Origin of the sequence: Nonomuraea dietziae, assembly GCF_014195505.1 — a bacterium.
In the GTDB taxonomy this organism is placed as follows: Bacteria; Actinomycetota; Actinomycetes; order Streptosporangiales; family Streptosporangiaceae; genus Nonomuraea; species Nonomuraea roseola.
Genome location: NZ_JACIBV010000001.1, coordinates 8,137,846 through 8,157,043, shown reverse-complemented (window position 1 = coordinate 8,157,043; position 19,198 = coordinate 8,137,846). Strand labels below are relative to the sequence as shown.

Here is a 19,198-nt window from a genome sequence, read left to right as displayed (position 1 = left end):
GCATGCTTGATCTGTGGTCCCTGCGCGTCCTGCTCGAAGTCGGACGGCACGGCTCCTTCTCCGCCGCCGCCGAGGCCCTGTCGATGACGCAGCCGGCGGTCTCCCGCCAGATCGCCACCCTGGAGCGCCGCACGGGCGTCAGGCTCTTCCACCGCCGCCCGCGAGGCGTGCAGCCCACGGAGGCGGGTCTGGCCGCCATGGAGCAGGCGGCCGCCGTGGTCGACGGGATGAGCCTGTTCGAGACCAGGCTGCGAGCCTTCGCCGCCGCCGAGAGCGGCAGGGTGCGTGTGGCGGCCTTCCCCAGCGCGGCCACCAGGTTCGTCCCCGAGAGCTTCCGCCGCTTCACCGCCACCCACCCCGACGTCGAGCTCTCACTCACCGTGGGAGAGCGCGGCGACGCGAGACTGCTCGAAGGCGCGATCGACGTCGCGCTGGTCACCTCGTGGGACGCCGACCCCGATCCTGGGCTCGAGACGCTCTTCCTGTTCGACGACGAGCCGATGGTGGCCCTGCCCGCCGACCATCCCCTCGCGTCACAGGAGCAGGTACGGCTGGCCGACCTGGCCGCCGAGCACTGGATCGACGGCACCCACCCCGACTGCCTCGGCCCGTCGGCCGAACTGTCGGCCGCGATGGGAGGGCCGCCGAAGATCACGCACCTGTGCGACGACTGGAACGGCCGCCAGGGCCTGGTGGCCGCGGGCGTGGGCGTGATGCTCTATCCGTCCATCGCCGGCAGGTCGGTGCGCTCGGACATCAGGCTCGCCCATCCATCGCCCGCGCTGCCCGCCAGAAGGATCAGCGCCGCCGTCCTGCCCGCCGACGGGCGTCCGCCCGCCGTGAGCGCCTATCTGGACGTTCTGCGCGCGATGAGCGCGGCCTACGGGCGGACCGCGCCGACCAGCCGCCTGCCGTAGGCCGACAGCGGGACGACCTTGACCACGTCACCGGTCTGCGGCGCGTGCACGATCTTGCCGCCGCCCGCGTAGATGCTCACGTGCCCGAGGCCCTCGCTGAAGATGAGGTCACCGGGCTGCAGGTTGTCGAGGGAGACTCTGCGCTTGGCGCCCCAGGCCCACTGCTCCCACGTCGTGCGGGGCAGTGAGACGCCGGCCGCGCGCCAGGAGGCCTGCGTGAGGCCTGAGCAGTCCCAGCCGCCCGGGCCCGTGCCACCGTACTGGTAGGGCTTGCCGACCTGCGCGTAGGCGAAGCTGAGCACCGAGGCGGCGTTGCCCGAGGCCGAGCCCGTGTACTTGATGCCGGTGCTGTTGGGGTTGCCCACCCGGTAGGCGCCGAGCCTGCGCAGCAGCTTCTCCTGCTGCTCGACCAGCTCGAGCACCTTGTCCTTCTCCGACTTGACCTCGTCGCGCAGCTTGTCGGCCTCGGTGAGAGCGCCCTGCGCCTGCTCCCTGTCGGACTTGAGCTGGCGGTTCTCCTCGTCGAAGGCTGCCAGGACCTGGGCCCGCTCGGCCGTCAGCTGGTCCATGAGCGCCATGCCGCCGAGCGTGGCCGAGGGGTCGCTGTCGCCCAGAAGCGTCGACCACGAGGTGATGTCGCCCGCCTGGTAGGTGTCGATGGCCATGCCGACGACCTCGGCGCGCAGACCCGCCACCCTGGCCATCTTGCTCTTGTACCGGGAGTTCAGCCCCTCGTAGGCCTTCTTGGCCTTCTTGTACTTCTCCGTGGCCGTGTTGTACCTGTCGACGACCTTGTCGGCCTTGTCGTTGAGCTTCTCCAGCTTCGCCTTGGCCTGCGCGATCGTCGGTTTGGGATCGGCGAAAGCACCGCTCAACGGCAGGAGAAGAGTCGCGATCGCGAGACCCGCAGCCAGCGGTACCCGGCCAAACCCCACAGCGACACGCCCTCCCAGTGATCACGCCTGGGGCGAAATAGTACAGAAGGTGCGCCTAGCGTCCGGCCATGTCACCCAAAATGTGACCTAGGCCCGCCCGAGCCTGCGCAGCAGCAGCGCGGACGAGACGGGCCTCGCGCCCATCCTGCGCACGGACTCGGCCACCTCACGGTCGGAGGAGACCACCGCGATCGCCCTTCCCTGCGGCTCGGCGCGGACCAGCTGACGGATCAGGTCGTCGGCGATCTCGCCCGGCGCGCTGAACATCACCCGCACCCCGCGCGGCGCGACCACCTGGACGGGGGCGTTGAGCTCCGCGCCGTCGAAGACGACGGTCACCTCGACCCTGGTCTGCGCGGCCAGGCCGCCCAGCCCCGTCATCAGCCTGTTGCGCTGGTCGGCGAGGGTGAGCGTGCCGTACCCGGTCTTGGTCACGTTGTAGCCGTCGATGATCAGGTGCACCTGCGGCAGCGCCAGCAGCTGGTCGAGCAGTTGCGGGTCGTCGTCGGCCAGCGCTCTGGCAGGCACCCCCCGCACGTTGGGCGCGCCAGGCGCGACGGCGGCGACGGAGTCGGCGGGCCTGCTGATCGTGGTCGGCAGCGCCAGCTCCCTGCGCAGCCCGGCCGAGGCGTCCTGCAGCGCGTCGAGCAGCACCCTGATCCTGGCGTCCTCGATGCTGCGGCCCTCGCGGGCCGCTCTGCGCGAGGCCTCGAGATGTCTTTCGGCGTCGGCCAGCCGCTCCTTGAGCCGCCTCAGCTCCGACTCCCCCGCGCTGCCGGCCACCGAGGCCGCCATCCTGGCCTCGTCGGCGGCCTGCGCCATCTCGGCGGCCCGCTGGTCGGCGGCCTTGAGCCGCTCGCGGGCGTCATGGAGCTTGCGGCGCAGGTCGGAGTTCTCCGCTCTTGCGGCCCTCAGCTGCTCGCGCAGCCTCTCGGCCTCGTCCTTCGCGGCGCTCTTCTGCGCGGCCAGCTGCTCGCGCAGCCTGGCGACCGTCTGCTCCTGGGCCGAGCCCTCGGCGGCCACCGCCGACTGCTCGAGGTCGGCCCTGGCGGTTTCCACCATCTCCGCCCACCCGGGCGGCCTGGTCAGATAGGCTGCCGCCGCGACCAGCACGGGGTCGGCGGCCGGCGGCACGTTGCCCTCGGCCAGCGAGGCGGCGAGCTCGGGCCAGCCTTTGGCCACCGACTCGGCGACGGCCTCGCGAAACTCCTTGTCGTTCTCCAGCTGGGCGGCGATCGGGGCGCCGCCGAGTTTGGCGCGTTTGCGGGGGTCGAACTTGGCGATACCACGCAGCGGGGCGGGCACGGCGACGGCGGGCATGCTGCCGAGCACCTGCGCCGCCAGGTCGACGACGTTGAGCCGCACCTGCTCGGGAAGCGGACGAGACAGGCCTTCGCCGGCTGAGCTCATCCCACTGCCTCTCAACTGACCCTTCGCGATTGTCCTACTCCCCAAGGGTACGGCTGTCGCGCACATGACCGTGTCGTGACATGCATATGGACAAGCGCTTGGTTGGAGATGTACGACAGTGGCGTGAGCGAGCCCATGCGCACCTCCACCAGGGACCTCGACGACCTGCGCGAGAGGCTGAGCGCGTGGCTCGGCCGCCGGGTCTCGCGGGTCACCCGCCCCTCGGCCAACGGGATGTCCAGCGAGACGCTCTTCTTCACCGTGGACGGCACGCGGTGCGTGGCGCGCCTGGCGCCCACCGAGGAGGCCGTGCCGATCTTCCCCAGCTACGACCTGGGCGTGCAGTTCGAGGTGATGCGACTGGCCAGGGAGCGCGCGGGGGTGCTCGCGCCCAAGGCGCTGTGGTTCGAGCCCTCGCCCGAGCCGCTGGGCTCGCCGTTCTTCGTCATGGAGCGGGAGGAGGGCCGCGTCCCTTCCGATGTCCCGCCGTACACCTTCGAGGGCTGGCTGCTGGAGGCCGCGCCCGCGGACAGACGCCTGCTGCAGGACAGGACGGTCGCGATCGCCGCCGGCCTGCACGGCGCCCCCTACACCGCCGCCGAGCTGGACGGCCTCGGCGCCGCGGGCCTGCGCGCGCACGTGGACGGCCAGCGCGCCTACTACGAGTGGATGCGCGGCGACATGCGCATCCCCCTGCTGGAGCGGGCCTTCGACTGGCTGGAGGCGCACTGGCCTGACGACCCCGGCCCCAACGTGCTGACCTGGGGCGATGCCAGGATCGGCAACGTGATGTACCGCGACTTCACCCCTGTCGCCGTGCTCGACTGGGAGATGGCCGCGGTGGGGCCCCGCGAGCTGGATCTGGCCTGGATGATCTTCCTGCACCGGTTCTTCCAGGACCTCGCCGAGGTCTTCGCGCTGCCGGGCCTGCCCGGCTTCATGCGCCGCGACGAGGTCTGCGCGACCTACCGCGAGCTGTCCGGTCACACGCCGCGAGACATGGACTTCCACGAGACGTACGCCGCGCTCAGGCACGGCATCGTCATGGCCAGGGTGTGGCAGCGCCGCATCCACTTCGGCGAGCAGCCGATGCCCGACGACCCCGACGACCTGGTGCTGCACAGGGCGCTGCTGGAGCGGATGCTGTCATGACTCCGAGTCGTGCACCAGCAGCGCGATCTGCACCCTGTTGTTGAGGCCCAGCTTGGTGAGGATGCGCGAGACGTGCGCCTTGACCGTGGCCACGCTCATGTAGAGCTCCGCGCCGATCTCGGCGTTCGACCTGCCCCTGCCGACCGCGACGGCCACCTCCTTCTCGCGCTCGCTCAGCCTGGTCAGCAGGGAGCGGGCGCGCTCCCTGCGGCCGCCCGCGGCGCCGTCCGAGACGTGGGAGATGAGCTGCCTGGTGACGGCGGGCGACAGGATCGGCTCGCCCGCGGCCACCTTCCTGATGGCGGCGACCAGTTCGGCGGGAGGGATGTCCTTCAGCAGGAAGCCCGCCGCGCCCGAGCGCAGCGCCCGCAGGACCTGCGCGTCGGCGTGGAAGGTGGTCAGCACCACGACCTCGGGCGGGTTGGCGGTGGAGCGCAGCGCCTCGGTGGCGGCCAGGCCGTCGACCCTCGGCATGCGGATGTCCATGAGCACCACGTCGGGGCGGTGCTCGGCGACCATCTTCGGCACCTGGTCGCCGTCGGCCGCCTCGCCCGCCACCTCGATGTCGCCCACACCCCCCAGGATCATCGACAGCCCCGCTCTGACCAGCGCGTCGTCGTCGACGATCAGCACGCGTATCTTCATGTCGGCCACGGCAACCATGCTTTCAGAACGAAGTCCCCCTCGGGGGTGCGCCAGTGCTCGAGCCGTCCCCCTGCCAGCTCCGCCCGCTCGGTCAGCCCGATCAGGCCGCTGCCCGCGCCCGGGATGCTGGACGGCCAGCCGATCTTGTTGCGCGCCTCGATGGTGAGCCCCTCCCCCTGCCCGCCCTTCACGCTCAGCCGCACAGGAGCGCCGGGAGCGTGCTTGCGGGCGTTGGTGAGCGCCTCCTGGACGATCCTGTAGGCGTTGCGACCGAGGCTCGCGGAGGCCGCCTGCCCCGCCTCCACCGTGAGCGTCACGTCCATGCCCGCCCTGCGCGACTCGTCGGCCAGCTCGTCGAGGTCGGCGAGCGTGGGCTGCGGTCGCTCCGGCACGATCTCGTCCGGGTCGTCGCCCGGCTGGCGCAGCACGCCGATGACCTCACGAAGGTCCTGCAGCGCCTGGTGGGCGCTGTCCCTGATCGCCCCGGCCGCCCGCGCGACCTGCTCGGGCGGGGCGTCGGGCCTGAACTCCAGCGCTCCCGCGTGCAGGCTGAGGATGGAGATGCGGTGGGCCAGCACGTCGTGCATCTCGCGGGCGATGCGCTCGCGCTCCAGCCGCCTGGCCTCCTGCCCTGCCACCTGCGCCTGGGCCCTGAGCGTGTGGACCAGCTGGCGCCTGGACCTGACCACGATGCCCCAGCCGAAGACCGCCAGCGCGAGAACCGTGCCGAACACGGCCGTCCACAGGGGGCCGAGCACCTTGTCGGGGCGCCACAGCGCGAGCGGGGCGAGCGTGACCAGATTGGCCGCGAGCACCAGCCCGGAGATCTTGAAGGGCCGGTGCACCGCGACGGTGAACAGCGCCACCACCGCCACGCCGCCCACCATGACGAAGTAGGACGAGAACACCGTCGCGACCAGCGAGAGCGTGACGGGCCAGCGGCGGCGCAGCCACACCGCGGCGCACGACAGCCCGCCGAGCACCTGCTCGGTCATACGCAGCGCACGCCCCTCGCCCTCCAGGTCAGGCAGGGTCAGCCACACCAGCCCGCAGGTGAGCAGGAAGATCAGGATGTCGACGATCCAGTCGCGGGTCGAGCGGCGCGCGGGCCGCCCCTCGTCGGGGTCGCCGAGCAGGACCGAGGGCAGCAGCCACCGGTACTCCACGTTCATGGTCCCCCACGTTAGGTCCTGCGCCCCTTCCGCCGGCACCGACCAAAGTCGATGCCGCTCTCAACCTCTGGCCGACGCCCCTGGCAGGCCCGGGACAGCAGCCTGGGACGTATGAAGGGTTTTCTCGACATCGCCGGCACCATCCTGCTCATCCAGGGCGTCGGAGGACTGATCAACACCGTCCTCGGATGGTGGGGATGGGCGCACGGGCTCCTGCTCGTCAACCGCCTGCCGTTCCTCGAAGGCTACGAGGTCTTCGCCTGCATCGCCCTCGGCGTCCTCGGCTTCGCGTTGCTGGCCGCCGGCGACTCGATGAAGAAGAAGGAGGCGAGCTGAGCCGTGGCCGAAGTGACTCTGCGCCCGCCCCGCAACCTGGCCGACCCGCGCGCGATCGCCTGGTGGACCGTCCAGTCCTTCCTCCTGGCGGTGCCTCTGGCGGCGGCCGCCGTGGCGGGCTACTGGTTCTTCGCCCCGCACTCGCCGGCGCTGGGCTTCGCGGTGGCCGCGCTCGCCGCGGCCTGCCTGCTGCTGGCCGCCCTCGCGCCGCGCGCCTGCTACAGGGTGCAGCGCTGGGAGATCACCGACGAGGCGGTCTACGTCCGCTCCGGCTGGCTCACCCACACCTGGCGGGTCGCGCCGATGTCGCGCATCCAGACCGTCGACACCGCGCGCGGACCCGTGCAGCGCCTGTTCGGCCTGGCCGACGTGACCGTCACCACCGCCTCGTCGGCGGGCGCCATCAAGATCGAGGCGCTCGACCACGAGCTCGCCGCCGAGCTGGCCGCCAGGCTCACCGCCATCACCCAGGCCACGCCGGGAGACGCCACGTGAGCACACGTCAGGAAGCCGCCGTCGAGGTGGTGTGGAGCGCGCTCCACCGCAGGGTCCCTCTCGCCACGGCCGTGGTGTCGCTGGCCATCGCCGCGCCCGCGGGGATCGGCGCCACCAGAATCCTGCTCGGCATGGACCTGCCGTACGCGCTGGTGGCCGCCGGAGCGGCGGGCACGGTGCTCCTCGTCGTGGTGGCCGCCTACGTCCACGGCGTGGCGCGCCTGCGCACCACCCGCTTCAGGCTCACGGCCGAGCGGCTCGAACTGCGCGTCGGGATCCTGACGCGCCAGCACCGCGCGATCCCCCGTGACCGCGTGCGCAGCGTCGACGTCAAGGCCGACGTCGTACGGCGCGCGTTCGGCCTGGCCGTCGTCAAGGTCGGCACGGGCGAGCACACCTCGGGCGAGAGCGCCGAGCTCACGCTCAACGGGCTGGCCGCAGCCGAGGCCGAGTCGCTGCGCCGTACCCTCCTGTCGGGGGTGGCGGCGAGGGAGAGCGTGCAGGAGGACGGCGGCCAGGCCATCGCCGGGCTGCGGTGGCAGTGGGTCCGCTACGCCCCGCTGTCGATCTGGGTCTTCGTCGGAGGCGCGGTGGCGATCGGCGCGATCAAGAAGGTGCTGGACGTCTTCGGTCTCGACGTGTTCAGCGCCTCCATGGCCAAGGCCGCGTGGGAGTGGCTGATCGCCAACCCGTGGATCTCCGTGCCCGTGGTGGTGACGGGCAGCCTGCTGGTCGGCCTGGTCGGCGCGGTGGGCCTGTTCGCCGAGACGTGGGGCGGCTACCGCCTGGAGTGGGAGGCGGGCACGCTGCGCGTGCGCAGGGGGCTGCTCACCAGGCGCTCGCTCACGCTGGAGACGGGCAGGCTGCGCGGGGTCGTGGTGGCCGAGCCGCTGCTGCTCAGGCTGGGCGGCGGCGCCAAGGTCAGGGCGGTGGCCGTCGGCCTGCGCAAGGCCGAGGGCGACGAGAGCGAGGAGGTCTCGGCGCTGACCCCGCCGATGCCCCGCGCCGAGGCGGTCCGCGTCGCCTCCAGAGTCCTGCACGCCTCTCCCTCGCCTGTCGCCATGGCCGGCGGCCTCGACGACCTGCGGCCGCACCCGAAGGCCGCCAGGAGCAGGCGCGTACGGCCGGCACTGGCCACGGTCGCCACGCTCGCCGCCGCCATGGCCGTCGCCGACCTGCTGACCGGCTGGATCCCCGCCGCCGCCTGGGCGCTGCCGCTGATCGCGCTGCCTGTCGCGTCGGCCCTGGCGTTGGACGCCTACCGAGGGCTCGGACACCGCCTGACCGGCAGCCACCTGCTCACGAGGGCGGGCTCGGCGCTGCGCACGACCGTCGCGCTCGACAGGGGCGGCATCGTGGGCTGGCGCATCAGGCAGTCGTTCTTCCAGCGCCGCCTCGGCCTCATCACGGTCGCCGCGACCACCGCGGCGGGCGACGGCCACTACGACGTGCTCGACGTCGACGCGAGCGAGGGACTCGACCTGGCCGCCCAGGCGGTGCCAGGGCTGCTGGAGCCGTTCCTGCTGCGGAGGGAGAGCTGACGGGCGTGGGCCGTCAGCTCTGCCCTTCTCATTCGTCCTTCTTCAGCCCCGACTGGCCGAGGGAGTCGACGACGGCCCTGGCGACCGTCAGCGCCCCCTCACGGGCCTCCTTCTCCCCCAGCACCTTGACCTTGGGCGAGTTGGTCGCCTCGTCGGCCCCGAGCTCTGCCCCGGCGAAGGAGGCGCGGACGAGCGCGGGCCCCACACGCACCAGGACATCGCCGCTGCCGTTGAAGACGGTGTTCTTCTTGTCCACCCAGTACTGGATGTAGGCCTCGTCGCCGAGGTCGCGCAGTTTCTCGATCCTGCCGAACCGGATGCCGCCCAGGGCGCTGCTCTCCGTGGCCTGGGCGTTGCCGAGCTGGGTCGCGTACTGGGCTTTCGCCGCGGCGGAGTCGGCGGCCCCCGCGCGGTTGGCGAACAGCTGGATCGTGACCATGGCGCTGAGGATCTTGCGCCGGCCCTCGCCCGCGGGGATGTTCAGGTTGAGCCAGCGGCACTCGGTCTCCTGCGCCCCGCCCGAGGTGCCCGCCTTGGCCCGCTCCGTGGCTCCCGGCACGAGCTTCATCATGGCCGGCGACATCCGCCTGCACGTCGCCGGCAGCTGCGCGACGATCGTCGGCGACGCGCTGGGCGAGGGGGTGGGAGTCGGGGTTTGCGTGGGGCTGGGCTCGACCTTGGCCAGCTCGCCGGGGTGCGCGGCCTTCCACGCGGCCGCCCCCTTGGCCAGGTGGGTCAGCAGGACGCCCACCTCGCGCAGCGCGTTCTCCTCGCTGACCGACTGGGTGGTCTTCGACGACAGGAAGTCGGCGTCCTTGCGTTGCTGGCTCGCTTGGTACCTGACCTCGATGATCATGTCGCCCACGCGGGCCCTGCCCTCGCCGAAGGAGTACCACAGCGACTTGTCGCGACGCCAGGTGTACTGGCCGAAGGCGCCGTCGCCCACCCCTGGATAGTGCTTGACAGCGGAGTTGTAGTTCTTCTCCCCCGGGTCCTTCTTGTCGTCGGTCGGCTCGTTCTTGGCCTTGTAGGTGAAGAAGCCGAGCTCGGAATCGTACAGGGCCTGCGCCTGCGCCCTGCCGGTCTTCGGCCCCTCGCCCCTGTGCTGGGCGATGCTGGCCTTGATCTCGCGGCTGCGCCAGAACTCGCCGTGGGAGATGCGGCGGTTGCTGAGGTCGCAGTAGGAGTAGACGGCGAAGCCCGCGTCGCGCGAGCGCTTGGCGACGGCCGCCTGCGGCACCAGCCTGTCGACCTCGGCCACGGGCAGCATGGTGCAGACGTCGAGGACCGCCGCGGCCGCCGGCTGCGTGGCGGCCGGCCGCGTGGGAGCCTCGGTCCCCGCCGTGGGCTTGGCGGGCGCGTCGGAGGAGGCCGGCCTGCCGTACAGCAGGTAGGCGCCCGCGGCTGCGCCGACCAGGATTACCGCGACACCCGCCGCCACCGCGGGCAGCACCCAGGCGCGGCGCCTGGGCGGCGGCTGGGGCGGCTGCACCGGCGCGGTCGGCACCTGCTGGAACTGCCAGTCCGGCGCGCGGTAGGGGTTGGTCGGGGGCTCGTCCTGATTCCAAGACATGGGCATGGATGCTAGTGGTCCTGGTTGCAAAAGGCTTGCACCGGATTATCCGTTCAGCGAGGCCGCGACCTGTTCGGCCGCGGTGACGGCCGTCCGCTGGGCGTCCGCGTCGGCCTTCTTGACCTCCACGACGTGGTAGACGATCTCGCCTGTGAGGTTGCTGCCGCGCAGCGCCACCCTGCACCACGCCCTGCCCGTGCCGTCGTCGGAGGTGGCATAGGTCTCGAAGGTGTCCTGGGCGTAGGCCGCCTCGCCCACGCCGGGAACGTCCCTGACGGCGGAGACGGTCTTCCTGAACGACGTGCCGTTCGCGGCGGAGGCGGCCGCCCTGTCGTTGTCGAACAGCAGCTTGGCGACCTCGGGCCCGCCGTGCCCGCCCTGCGGCGCGTGCGTGGCGACCCGCACGGAGATCGAGCGCCCTGGCCTCGAGCCCTGCCACACCTTCCACACGCACTCGCCCTGCCTCGGCGTCTCGCGCCGGGCGTCGCCGCCGAGCATGGCCCTGACCTGGGCCTCGGGCAGCAGCGCGCACGCGTCGGGCGCGGCGGCGAAGCGCCCCTGCTCCACGTGGGGAACGGCGAAGGCGTACACCAGCGCGCCCCCTCCCGCCAGCGCGACGGCCGCCAGGGCGGCGGGCAGCTTCCACTTGCGGCGCGGCCTGTAGGCGGTCGGCGCGGTGTTCTGGGAGCCGCTCAGCCGCTGGCGCACCTCGTGCGGCAGCGGCCGCCTGTTCGGGTCCTTGGCGAGCAGGTCGAGGATCAGCCTGCCCAGCTCGCGCCCCGCCCTGAGCGGCGGCGGCGGGTCGTGCAACAGGACGGCGGCGGCCACCGCGGCCTGCATCTCGCGGTGGAAGGGCGCCCTGCCCTCGACCGCGGTGTAGAGGCTGGCGCCCAGCGCGAACAGGTCGGAGGCGGGGCCCGCGGGCAGCCCGTTGAGCCGTTCGGGCGGCATGTAACCGGGCGAGCCGCCGCCGCCCACGCCGCCCATGGGGGCGGCCACGCCGAAGTCGGTGAGCATGGCGGTGCCGTCGGCGTCGAGCAGGATGTTGGCGGGCTTGACGTCCTGGTGCAGGATGCCGTGCGCGTGGGCCACCTCCAGCGCCGACAGCACCTGCAGGCCGATGCGGGCCACGATGTGCGGAGGCAGCGGGCCGCTCTCCTTGACGATCTTGTCGAGCGACCGGCCGTTGGCCAGGTCCATGATGATCCAGGGGTGGCCCTGCTCCAGCACCACGTCGTGGACCAGCACGATGGCGGGGTCGCGCAGCCGTCCTGCCGATCTGGCCTCGTGGATGGCCTGGTCGACGAAGGCCCGCCGGCCCGTCTCGTCGAGCTCCTGCGGGATGCGCAGCTGCTTGACCGCCACGTCGCGCCCGAGCCTGTCGTCCCTGGCGCGCCAGACGGTGCCAGCGCCGCCCTCGCCGAGCCGTTCCGCGAGCCGGTAGCGGCCTGCCAGCACGTACTCCATGCCCGTCAGCCCTGGCTCCGCAGCGCCTGCTCGGTCTGCCTCGCGGCGGTGAGCGCGGTCTGCCTGACCTGGTCGTCGGTCGGCCTGCTCGCCAGCGTGGTGAACTCCACCTGGATGACGAGGTTGGCCAGGCGGTAGTAGACCACGGCGGTGTGGACCCTGCCCTGGGCGCTCAGCTCGTAGGTGTAGCCCTCCTCGCCCACACCCTGCAGCGGCTTGGTCTTGCCGATCTGCGCGGTGAACGGCCCCTTGGCGCCGATCTCCTTCCACGACCACTGCAGCTCGGGGAACTTGCCGATGTAGGCGCGCTGGTTCTCGAGCAGCCGGTGCGCGGACTCGGGGGTCATGGACCAGGGGTGAGGGGTGTCGGAGTCGCGCTGGGCGACCACGCCCACGCCCCTGCCCTGGACGGTCCAGTTACAGGCCACGCCGATCCTGTCGGCGCCCTCCACGGCGCTCTGCACGCCCTTGGGCGGCTGGCCGCTGTCGAGCACCTCGCCGACCTGGGCCGGCGTCAGCAGCCCGCACACGTCCACGGGGAGGGTGAAGGCGGTGGGAGGCCCAGAGGGCCTCCAGAAGATCACGGCCGCGGCAACCGCCGCCGCCACCACGACGGCCGTCGCGGGGATCGCCCACACCAGCCAGCCGCGCCTCCTGCCGACCCTGCCGGGCACCGTCAGGTCCTGACCCGCCAGTACGGGGGCCTCCTGGCCCGCGGCGACCTGGCGAAGGGCGTGGACGGTGCTCCACGGGTCGGGCCTGGCGGCAGGGTGGCGGGCCATCATCGCGGTCAGCACGGGAGCCAGCGGCCCCGACCGGTGCGGCGGCCGTGGCGGCAGGGTCAGCGTCGCCTGGATGCGCTCCATCGCCGAGCCCTCGTAGACCGAGACGCCCTCGGCGGCGGCGTACAGCGTCGCGCCCAGTGACCACAGGTCGCTGGGCGGCCCGCCAGGCTCGCCCTCCAGCCGCTCGGGCGCGATGAAGCCCGGCGAGCCGATCATCAGGCCCGCCTGCGTGAGCGTGGCCTGACCCTCCTGCCTGGCGATGCCGAAGTCGGTCAGCACCACGCGCCCGCTGTCGGTGAGGAAGACGTTGCCCGGCTTCACGTCGCGGTGCTGCAGGCCGCGTGAGTGGGCGGCGGTGAGCGCCTCCAGCACGTCGGCGCCGATCCTGGCGACGGTGGAGGGCGGCAGCGGGCCGTCCTGAGCGATGGCCTCGCCCAGGGTGCGGCCGCGCAGGAGCTCCATGATCAGCCATGGCCTGCCGTACTCGACCAGCACGTCGTGCAGGGCGACCACGCCGGGGTGGCGGAGCTGGGCGGTGGCCTGCGCCTCGCGGGCCGCTCTGGCCACGGCCTCGGCTCTGCCCTGCTCGTCGAGCCCTTCGGGCAGGGTGAGCTCCTTGACCGCGACCTCGCGGTCAAGCATCTCGTCTCTGGCCAGCCAGACCTTCCCCATACCGCCGCTGCCCAGCGGCCTGATCAGGGTGTAGCGGCCGGCGAGTCGTCCCCCGGACATACAGGGGAGAGTAACGAATAATCGACCCCCATGAGGTCACGGCCTGAACCCGTCCTTACCGTCACGGCGGTGGCCGCGGGGCAGGGCGCCGTCCGTGGCCGGCCTGTTCGACGCCGGCCTGGTCATCCCGCTGATCGCCATGCCGTCCCGATAACTGTCGGTCGACCTCTCTATGGTCTTTGAACGTGGACGCGGTTCAAGGCACTCTCGACGAGCTCGGCACTCCGCTGAGCGAGGTCACCTTCGTCGTTTTCGACCTGGAGACCACCGGCGGCTCGGCGCACGAGCACGCGATCACCGAGATCGGCGCGGTGAAGGTGCGCGGCGGCGAGGTGATCGGCGAACTGGCGACCCTGGTCGATCCAGGCGGTCCGATCCCGCCGTTCATCTCGGTGCTGACCGGCATCACCGACGCGATGGTGATGGCCGCGCCGCGCATCGAGTCGGTGCTGCCCAGCTTCCTCGAGTTCATCGCGGGCGCCACGCTGGTGGCCCACAACGCCGCCTTCGACACCGGCTTCATCAAGGCCGCCTGCGCCGCCCAGGGCTACCCGCCGCCCGCCAATCCCGTCGTCGACACCGTCGACCTGGCGCGCAGGGTGCTGACCCGCGACGAGATCCCCAACGCCAAGCTGGGCACGCTGGCCAGGTTCTTCCGCAGCCCCACCGAGCCGTGCCACCGCGCCCTGCAGGACGCCAGGGCCACCGTCGACGTGCTCCACGGCCTCATCGCCAGGGCGGGCTCCTTCCAGGTGCACACCCTCGAGGAGCTCAAGTCCTTCGTCCGCGCCCCCACCCCCGAACAGCAGCGCAAGCGCCACCTCGCCGAGAGCGTGCCGCACGCCCCCGGCGTCTACCTCTTCGAAGACTCGCGCGGCGAGGTCCTCTACATCGGCAAGTCCACCAACCTGCGCAACCGCGTCCGCTCCTACTTCACCGCCAGCGAGACCAGGCCCCGCATCCGCGAGATGATCGGCATCGCCGAGCAGGTCCGCCACATCGTCTGCGCCACCCCCCTGGAGGCCGAGGTCAGGGAGTTGCGCATGATCGGCGGCACCAAGCCGCGCTACAACCGCAAGTCGCGCTTCCCCGAGAAGGTCGTCTGGCTGAAGCTGACCGACGAGGCCTTCCCCCGGCTGTCCATCGTCCGCGAGCTCAAGGACGACGGCGCCGCCTACCTCGGCCCCTTCACCAGCGCCAAGGCCGCCGACGACGCCCGCACGGCCCTGCACGAGGCCGTCCCGCTGCGCCAGTGCACCGAGCGGCTCACGCTCAAGGCCTCCCGCCCCGCCTGCGTCCTGCACGAGATGGGCCGCTGCGGCGCCCCGTGCGAGGGCCGGGAGAGCCCCGCCGACTACGCCCTCCACGTCGAGAGCGCCCGCCGCGCGATGGCCAGCGACGTCTCCATGGTCTACACCGCCCTTGAGGCCCGCATGGAGCGCCTGTCGGTCGAGCAGCGCTACGAGGAGGCCTCCGTCGACCGCGACAGGCTCGCCTCCTACGTCCGCGCCGCCGCCCGTATGCAGCGCCTCACCGCCCTCACCCGCATCCCGGAGATGGTCGCCGCCAGCCCCGCCTTCGACGGTGGCTGGGAGATCCACGTCATCCGCTACGGCAGGCTCACCGCGGCCGGCCACATGCCGCGAGGCGCGCACCCCACCCCCTTCGTCGAGGCCCTCGTCGCCACCGCCGAGACCGTCATCCCCGGCCCCGGGCCCATCCACGCCGCCAGCGCCGAGGAGACCGAGTGCATCCTGCGCTGGCTCGAGTCGCCCGGGGTGCGGCTGGTCGAGGTCGAGGGCGACTGGGCGCTGCCCGCCCACGGCGCCGCCCGCCACAAGGCCCGCATCGACCTGGCCTACCAGCGCCTCGACCACCGCACCAGGCGCGAGGGACGGCCGCTGCGGTGACCCGATACAGTTGGGGCATGGTCACGGCTATCGTTCACATCAACGCCGAGGTGGACCGGATTCCGGAGATCGCGCAGACGATCGCCGAGATCGACGGGGTCAGCGAGGTCTACTCGATCACCGGTGAATACGACCTGATGGCCATGGTGCGGGTGCCCGCCTACGAGCAGATCGCCGAAGTCATCCCCGGGCGGCTCAACAAGGTGCCGGGCGTGCTGGCCACCTCCACGCACATCGCCTTCCGCACCTACTCCAAGCACGACCTCGACGCCGCCTTCTCCCTCGGCCTCACCGAATCCGACTGACCGCGGGGGCGAGCATCGGGGTGACGGCCTGCGAGGGGAACGAACGGCTGCCCGCGCGCTCCACCAGAGACCGGACATCATTCGATGGCTCTGCCGGGGGTAGCTCGTTAGCGTGGCGCCGGTGACTTACGAGCACCCGCTGGCGTACCTGCTCGGCATCGAAGGCATCGCCCTGTTGCGCTCCTTCACAGGGGAGGGCGCGTCCGACCGCGAGTTCGTCGAGGCGCGCATCGCCGAGATCCGGAGGTTGCTGGACGACGAGTCGCTGGCGAGCGCCGCGGTCGAGGTCGCCCGCGTGGAGACCGTCGAGGGTTACCGGATCTGGTCGGACACCTATGACGCCCCCAACGCGGCGTTCGACTTCGACGAGCCCCTGGTGAAGGCGATCGTCGACACGCTGCCGGTGGGCGTGGCCCTGGACGCCGCGTGCGGCACCGGCCGGGTCGCCGCCTCTCTCGCCGCGCGCGGCCACCACGTCCTCGGCGTGGACAGCTCGCCCGACATGCTCGCGCGGGCGCGCGAGCGGGTGCCGGAGGGCGAGTTCCGCCTCGGCGAGCTGTCCCGCCTGCCGGTCGCCGACGACGCCGTGGACCTCATCGTGTGCTCCCTGGCGCTGACGCATGTCCCCTCGCTCGGGCCGGTGATGGCCGAGTTCTCCAGGGTGCTGCGTCCGGGCGGGCACCTGGTGATCTCTGACATCCACGCCGAAGGGGTGGGGCGAGGCGTGATCCCGCCCGTGCGCCGGCCTGACGGCGCGCGGGCACGGGTGGCCAGCTATCGCCACCTGACCGGGGACTACCTGCGTGCCGCGCTGCCGGTGGGCCTGCGGGTACGGCGGTGCGAGGAGCCGCGGATGGCGATGGTGGACCGGCCGGGGGACACCACGGGCGAGTCCGCGACGCTGGGACCGTGGGACCTGTGGCCGTGGTGCCTGAGTGCGCTGGCCCCCGAGGCGGCGAAGGCAGCCATGGTCGGCGTGCCCGCGATGGTCATCTGGCACTTCCAGCTAGGTCGTCCCCAGTAGGGCCGCACCGAGCGCGGTCGTCATGTACAGCACGTGACGCCCGGACCGCTCCCTGGCCACGAGCCCGCTCTCCCGCAACACTCCCAGGTGCTGTGACACCGCGCTGGGCGTGACGCCGAGGGCGCGAGCCAGCTCCGTCGTCGTCGTGGGTGAGCGCAGCGCCTCGAGCAGGTCGGCCCGCGCCCGGCCCAGCAGCCTGACCGCGCTCCCCGCGGGCGCCCGCGTCCCCGCCGTCCACAGCGCCCCGACGCCTCGCGCCGGATACCGCACCGTCGTCTGCGTGGACGTGCTCTTCTTGATCAGCACGTACGGCGAGCCGAGGACGACGGGCATGAGGACCAGCCCGCCCGGCCCCCGGTTCACGGCCCGCTCGGCCCGCCAGCGCGCTCCCCCCAGCATCAGCCGGCCGTCGCGCCATCGCAGGTCCGGATGCAGATCGGTGAACAGCCTCTCCGCGCCGCCCGCGGCCAGCTGCCTGGCGCGATGGACGACATCCGCCTCGAGCACCGCACGGATCCTGGACCAGTGCGGCGCGATGAGCCTGTCGTGCGCCGCACGCAGCTCCGCGGCGATCTCGCGCAGGCCCGCCACCGGTCGCGCGGCGAGCTCCGCGACGGCGGCGGGCGGGTCGTCGCCGAACACCCGCAGGAGGCTGGCCCGCACCTGGGGAGCGGTCGTCCTTCGCAGCGCCGCCAGGTCGTCCTCGAGGGAGGTCCCCGCGCCGCGCGGGGCAGGGACCAGGAACTCCGGCCAGGCCGGCCGGTCGCTCACGATCAGCGGCCAGGTGCGCGGGAGGTCGAGCGGATGCCTGGCCAGCTCGTCGGCCGCCCATCGCAGCCACGGCAGGTGAATCGGCTGCCGATCGCGATCGCCGAGTTGCTGCAGTGCGGAGACCGTCTCGGACAGCGGCGAGATCGCGAACCGGGTCGCCGCCAGCTCGGCCACACCGAGATCGATCGTCAGGGCCACGGCCTCGAGTATGTAGCACCGGCCTACATGCTGTCGTGATCGCGCCGCGCGCCGCGAGGATCCCGGCATGGAGCAGGACACGAAACCACGTCTGTCCGCGGCCTACTGGCGGTTGTGGTGGGCGGCGGGGATCAACAACGTCGGCAACGGGGCGTTCGCCGCGGCCGTTCCCCTGCTGGCCGTCACGCTCACGCACGATCCCAGGCTCGTGTCGGTCGTGTCCGCGGCGACGTATCTCCCCTGGCTGCTGCTGTCGCTGCCCGCCGGCGCGCTCGTCGACCGCTACGACCGCGCCGCCCTCATGTGGCGCGCGCAGGCCGTCCAGGCGGTGATCGCCGGAGTCGTCGCAGTCCTCGCCGCGTCCGGGCACATCGGCATCCCGGTGCTGGCCGTCACCGCCTTCGCGCTGGGGACGTGCGAGATCGTCGTCGCCAACGCGGCCCAGGCGATCTTGCCCGACATCGTCCCCAGACCCCTGCTGCACCAGGCCAACGGCTACCAGCAGATGATCACGCTGATCGGCCAGCAGTTCGCGGGGGCGCCGATCGGCGGCCTGCTGTTCGCGGTGGCGGTGGCGCTGCCGTTCGGGATGGACGCCGCCACCTTCGCCCTGTCCGCCGTCCTGCTGGCGACGCTGCCCAGGCGCACGCGCAGGCGGATCGAGCACCCGCCAGTGCGCGCGGCGATCGCGGACGGCCTGCGCTGGCTCGCCCGTCACCGGCTGCTGCGCACCCTCGCCGTGCTGCTGGGCGTCAACACCTTCTGCGGACAGCTCGGCAACGCGACACTCGTCCTGCTGGCGACCCAGACGCTCCGCCTCGACGTGCCCGGATACGGCCTGCTGCTGGTAGGGGCCGCGGTCGGCGGCCTGCTCGGCGGCCTGGTCGGCGCGCGCGCCGTCCAGCGGGTCGGCGCGCTTCCCGCGCTGCTCACGGCGCTGGGCACGAACGTCGTCGTCTTCGTCGGGATCGGGCTGAGTCCGAACGCCGTCGTGCTCGGCGGCCTGCTGGCGGTCAACGGCTTCGTCACCATGCTCTGGAACGTCGTGACCGTCGGCCTCAGGCAGCAGATCGTGCCGTCCGACCTGATCGGCCGGGTGAACAGCGTCTACAAGATGCTCGGATGGGGGCTCATCCCGCTCGGGGCGCTGGCCGGTGGGCTGGTGGCGTACACGTTCGGGTTGCGCGCGCCGTACCCCGTCGCGGGCGTGTTGCGAGGGGTCGCCCTGGTGGTCGCGATGCCCGTACTGGTCGGGGCCATGCGGAAGCACCCCTGGCGGTGACGCGCGTTCTCCTGGCCGCTCACGAGATCCAGAGGACGGCGGGCGGCGGTGTCACCCGAAAGATGTAGCGTGATCTCCTCAGCGCGCAGGAAGCCTCCGGACCTTGCCCTTCACTACCGTTACGGGAGCAAGGGACCCCTGTGTCCGCCCGTGATCGAAAGAGGTCTCCATGGCCCCCGCCCACAAGACGCTCCTGACCGGCCTGGCCACCTTCGTCGGCGGAGTGTTGCTGTGGCAGTTCGGACTCGACGTCGAGATCGTCGTGTTCACACCGTCGAAGATCGGCCTGGTCATGATGATCATCGGCGGGCTGGAGACCTTGTACGGCGTCTACAAGCTCATGCGCAGCCACAGCGCCGAGCAGCGCTAGACGCCGCCTCCTCCCCCGGCCTCGGTCCACCTCCGGTCGCCTCGGGCCCGGGGACGCCGACCGCGACCGCCCCGAGGTCGTCGAACCATCGCCCGCGGCGTGGCCGGCCTCCGGGCGCGTCCCACGAGGGCGGCCGACGGCCACGCCCTCCCCGCCGCCGCGACACGACGGCCGGAAT

General features: G+C 72.3%; 18 protein-coding genes. 10 read left to right on the top strand and 8 right to left on the bottom strand.

Annotated elements, in window-relative coordinates; translation table 11 throughout:
* Positions 1-2: 2 nt before the first annotated feature.
* The gene (locus FHR33_RS38850; RefSeq protein WP_183658788.1) at positions 3-917 is read left to right on the top strand and encodes a LysR family transcriptional regulator; all 915 of its coding nucleotides are present in this window, start codon (positions 3-5) and stop codon (positions 915-917) included.
* Here the strand turns inward: FHR33_RS38850 and FHR33_RS38845 are convergent.
* The gene (locus FHR33_RS38845) at positions 881-1,792 is read right to left on the bottom strand and encodes a C40 family peptidase (RefSeq protein ID WP_246452315.1); all 912 of its coding nucleotides are present in this window, start codon (positions 1,790-1,792) and stop codon (positions 881-883) included. The two genes, FHR33_RS38850 and FHR33_RS38845, sit on opposite strands and share 37 nt — an antisense overlap.
* A 147-nt stretch (positions 1,793-1,939) precedes the next feature.
* Positions 1,940-3,262, bottom strand: coding sequence for an NYN domain-containing protein (locus tag FHR33_RS38840; protein WP_183658784.1), 1,323 nt, complete (start codon positions 3,260-3,262; stop codon positions 1,940-1,942).
* A 123-nt stretch (positions 3,263-3,385) separates the two neighbouring features.
* On the opposite strand from FHR33_RS38840, the gene FHR33_RS38835 reads away from it, so the two are divergent.
* Positions 3,386-4,414: a phosphotransferase family protein gene (locus FHR33_RS38835; RefSeq protein ID WP_312895919.1), complete on the top strand. Its 1,029-nt coding sequence runs from the start codon at positions 3,386-3,388 to the stop codon at positions 4,412-4,414.
* Here FHR33_RS38835 and FHR33_RS38830 read toward each other — a convergent pair.
* Both FHR33_RS38830 and FHR33_RS38825 read right to left on the bottom strand, forming a co-directional pair.
* Complete coding sequence (locus FHR33_RS38830; RefSeq protein WP_221241424.1) at positions 4,409-5,077, bottom strand: response regulator transcription factor; 669 nt, start codon at positions 5,075-5,077, stop codon at positions 4,409-4,411. The two genes, FHR33_RS38835 and FHR33_RS38830, sit on opposite strands and share 6 nt — an antisense overlap.
* A complete protein-coding gene (locus FHR33_RS38825; protein WP_183658777.1) occupies positions 5,056-6,231 on the bottom strand; it encodes a sensor histidine kinase in 1,176 nt (391 codons plus the stop codon). Before FHR33_RS38825 ends, FHR33_RS38830 begins: the two co-directional genes overlap by 22 nt.
* A gap of 111 nt (positions 6,232-6,342) precedes the next feature.
* On the opposite strand from FHR33_RS38825, the gene FHR33_RS38820 reads away from it, so the two are divergent.
* Genes FHR33_RS38820 through FHR33_RS38810 form a run of 3 tightly spaced genes read left to right on the top strand, consistent with a single transcriptional unit; the run spans position 6,343 to position 8,603 of the window.
* On the top strand, positions 6,343-6,567 hold the full coding sequence (locus FHR33_RS38820) for a hypothetical protein (protein ID WP_183658775.1): 225 nt from the start codon (positions 6,343-6,345) through the stop codon (positions 6,565-6,567).
* 3 nt (positions 6,568-6,570) lie between these two features.
* Positions 6,571-7,062, top strand: coding sequence for a PH domain-containing protein (locus FHR33_RS38815; protein ID WP_183658773.1), 492 nt, complete (start codon positions 6,571-6,573; stop codon positions 7,060-7,062).
* Entirely contained in the window at positions 7,059-8,603 is a 1,545-nt protein-coding gene (locus FHR33_RS38810) for a PH domain-containing protein (RefSeq protein ID WP_183658771.1), read from the top strand. Before FHR33_RS38815 ends, FHR33_RS38810 begins: the two co-directional genes overlap by 4 nt.
* A gap of 28 nt (positions 8,604-8,631) precedes the next feature.
* Here the strand turns inward: FHR33_RS38810 and FHR33_RS38805 are convergent, their stop codons facing one another.
* The 3 genes from FHR33_RS38805 to FHR33_RS38795 are packed head-to-tail and all read right to left on the bottom strand — an operon-like array spanning position 8,632 to position 13,160.
* Positions 8,632-10,176, bottom strand: a complete 1,545-nt coding sequence (locus FHR33_RS38805) for a hypothetical protein (protein ID WP_183658769.1) — start codon at positions 10,174-10,176, stop codon at positions 8,632-8,634.
* Between the two features lie 45 nt (positions 10,177-10,221).
* A complete protein-coding gene (locus tag FHR33_RS38800; protein ID WP_183658767.1) occupies positions 10,222-11,643 on the bottom strand; it encodes a serine/threonine-protein kinase in 1,422 nt (473 codons plus the stop codon).
* Positions 11,644-11,648: 5 nt separating this feature from the next.
* Positions 11,649-13,160, bottom strand: coding sequence for a serine/threonine-protein kinase (locus FHR33_RS38795; RefSeq protein WP_183658765.1), 1,512 nt, complete (start codon positions 13,158-13,160; stop codon positions 11,649-11,651).
* Between the two features lie 185 nt (positions 13,161-13,345).
* Between FHR33_RS38795 and FHR33_RS38790 the strand changes: the two genes are divergently transcribed.
* The 3 genes from FHR33_RS38790 to FHR33_RS38780 all read left to right on the top strand — a co-directional run bounded on the left by FHR33_RS38790 (position 13,346) and on the right by FHR33_RS38780 (position 16,399).
* A complete protein-coding gene (locus tag FHR33_RS38790) occupies positions 13,346-15,070 on the top strand; it encodes a DEDD exonuclease domain-containing protein (protein WP_183658763.1) in 1,725 nt (574 codons plus the stop codon).
* A 17-nt stretch (positions 15,071-15,087) separates the two neighbouring features.
* Positions 15,088-15,375: an Lrp/AsnC family transcriptional regulator gene (locus FHR33_RS38785; protein WP_183658760.1), complete on the top strand. Its 288-nt coding sequence runs from the start codon at positions 15,088-15,090 to the stop codon at positions 15,373-15,375.
* A 121-nt stretch (positions 15,376-15,496) separates the two neighbouring features.
* The gene (locus FHR33_RS38780) at positions 15,497-16,399 is read left to right on the top strand and encodes a class I SAM-dependent methyltransferase (RefSeq protein ID WP_183658758.1); all 903 of its coding nucleotides are present in this window, start codon (positions 15,497-15,499) and stop codon (positions 16,397-16,399) included.
* On the opposite strand, the gene FHR33_RS38775 is transcribed toward FHR33_RS38780, so the two are convergent.
* Positions 16,382-17,368 (bottom strand): DUF5937 family protein, encoded by a 987-nt coding sequence (locus FHR33_RS38775; RefSeq protein WP_312895918.1) that lies wholly within the window; start codon positions 17,366-17,368, stop codon positions 16,382-16,384. The two genes, FHR33_RS38780 and FHR33_RS38775, sit on opposite strands and share 18 nt — an antisense overlap.
* A gap of 67 nt (positions 17,369-17,435) precedes the next feature.
* On the opposite strand from FHR33_RS38775, the gene FHR33_RS38770 reads away from it, so the two are divergent.
* Positions 17,436-18,650 (top strand): MFS transporter, encoded by a 1,215-nt coding sequence (locus FHR33_RS38770; protein WP_183658756.1) that lies wholly within the window; start codon positions 17,436-17,438, stop codon positions 18,648-18,650.
* Positions 18,651-18,819: 169 nt separating this feature from the next.
* On the top strand, positions 18,820-19,020 hold the full coding sequence (locus tag FHR33_RS38765; protein WP_183658754.1) for a DUF5708 family protein: 201 nt from the start codon (positions 18,820-18,822) through the stop codon (positions 19,018-19,020).
* The last annotated feature ends 178 nt before the right edge of the window (positions 19,021-19,198 follow it).

What these genes read in the sequence shown, in the direction of transcription:
- FHR33_RS38850 (WP_183658788.1), top strand. Translation starts at nt 3, where the DNA reads ATGCTTGATCTGTGGTCCCTGCGCGTCCTGCTCGAAGTCGGACGGCAC.
- FHR33_RS38840 (WP_183658784.1), bottom strand. Translation starts at nt 3,262, where the DNA reads ATGAGCTCAGCCGGCGAAGGCCTGTCTCGTCCGCTTCCCGAGCAGGTG.
- FHR33_RS38830 (WP_221241424.1), bottom strand. Translation starts at nt 5,077, where the DNA reads ATGGTTGCCGTGGCCGACATGAAGATACGCGTGCTGATCGTCGACGAC.
- FHR33_RS38825 (WP_183658777.1), bottom strand. Translation starts at nt 6,231, where the DNA reads ATGAACGTGGAGTACCGGTGGCTGCTGCCCTCGGTCCTGCTCGGCGAC.
- FHR33_RS38820 (WP_183658775.1), top strand. Translation starts at nt 6,343, where the DNA reads ATGAAGGGTTTTCTCGACATCGCCGGCACCATCCTGCTCATCCAGGGC.
- FHR33_RS38805 (WP_183658769.1), bottom strand. Translation starts at nt 10,176, where the DNA reads ATGTCTTGGAATCAGGACGAGCCCCCGACCAACCCCTACCGCGCGCCG.
- FHR33_RS38800 (WP_183658767.1), bottom strand. Translation starts at nt 11,643, where the DNA reads ATGGAGTACGTGCTGGCAGGCCGCTACCGGCTCGCGGAACGGCTCGGC.
- FHR33_RS38795 (WP_183658765.1), bottom strand. Translation starts at nt 13,160, where the DNA reads ATGTCCGGGGGACGACTCGCCGGCCGCTACACCCTGATCAGGCCGCTG.
- FHR33_RS38785 (WP_183658760.1), top strand. Translation starts at nt 15,088, where the DNA reads ATGGTCACGGCTATCGTTCACATCAACGCCGAGGTGGACCGGATTCCG.
- FHR33_RS38770 (WP_183658756.1), top strand. Translation starts at nt 17,436, where the DNA reads ATGGAGCAGGACACGAAACCACGTCTGTCCGCGGCCTACTGGCGGTTG.
- FHR33_RS38765 (WP_183658754.1), top strand. Translation starts at nt 18,820, where the DNA reads ATGGCCCCCGCCCACAAGACGCTCCTGACCGGCCTGGCCACCTTCGTC.